The sequence below is a fragment of the Bradyrhizobium erythrophlei genome, from assembly GCF_042430365.1.
Lineage (GTDB): Bacteria > Pseudomonadota > Alphaproteobacteria > Rhizobiales > Xanthobacteraceae > Bradyrhizobium > Bradyrhizobium erythrophlei.
On sequence record NZ_JBHMET010000160.1, the window covers coordinates 1 to 937 of the forward strand.

Genomic DNA, 937 nt, shown 5'->3' on the forward strand with positions numbered 1-937 from the left:
ATGAGCAACCCCTATGCGCTGGAAGGGCTGGACCGGTTGCAGGTCGGCCATATTCGGCATTTCGACAATCTCTCCCGTCAACTGCCCAATCAATGGGAACTGATGAAAGGCAAGGGGTACGGGCAGGAGGATTTCGGCGGCTTCCGCTTCCAACTTGCCTACATGGCCTATGCCCTCGCGCTGACCCATAAGCATCGACTGCCGGCAGCGCCCGGTCTGTTCAAGCCGATCTTCGAGCGGCTGATCGAAAAGATTCTTTTGCCGGAAGTGTGGATATATTGGCGCGACGTTAGCCGCGGTGGGAGCATTTTCAACGCCCATCTCTCGGCCAATTATCGGGAGGAATGGAATCCGGTCGGCCACGACAACATCATGTACAGCGCCTACGTACAATCGATGGCGCTATTGTATAATTATCTTTTTGGCGACAATCGCTACGCGCAGCCCGGCGCGCTGACTTTCCGTTTCTGGTCTTATTTCTGGGGAGGCGACGAGAAGCGCTTCGAGTACGACCAGAATTCGCTGAACGATCACATCTACTGGCAGATGGTCCAGTCTGGCTATCTCGGCGTCGCCTGTGAGCCGAACTGCGTGTTTCAGATCTGCAATCAGCCCGCGATTCTCGGCTTCCGCATGCATGATCTGATCAACGGCGGATCGATTGCCGAGGAGGTGACGCGGAGCTACGAGCAGGCTTGGAGGGATTTCGGCCGCATCGGCGACAACGGCCACTATCACATCATGATGGCCCAGGATACCAAGGCGGTACGTCAGAATGTTGGTAAGGCGCCGTGGGTCGACGCGTGGACGGGTGCCTTGCTCAACATGTGGAACCGCGAATTTGTCCACGAGCATTATCCGAGGCAGATTCGCGACTTTCTGAAATCCGGCGACGATGGCGCGCTTTCGATCAATGTGCCGGTACGGCCGGAAGTCA

1 protein-coding gene is annotated in these 937 nt (G+C 56.7%); it reads left to right on the forward strand.

Annotated features, from left to right (window positions below):
• The coding region (locus ACFFWD_RS24905) for a linalool dehydratase/isomerase domain-containing protein (protein ID WP_446680529.1) at positions 1 to 937 on the forward strand (937 nt) is incomplete at both ends.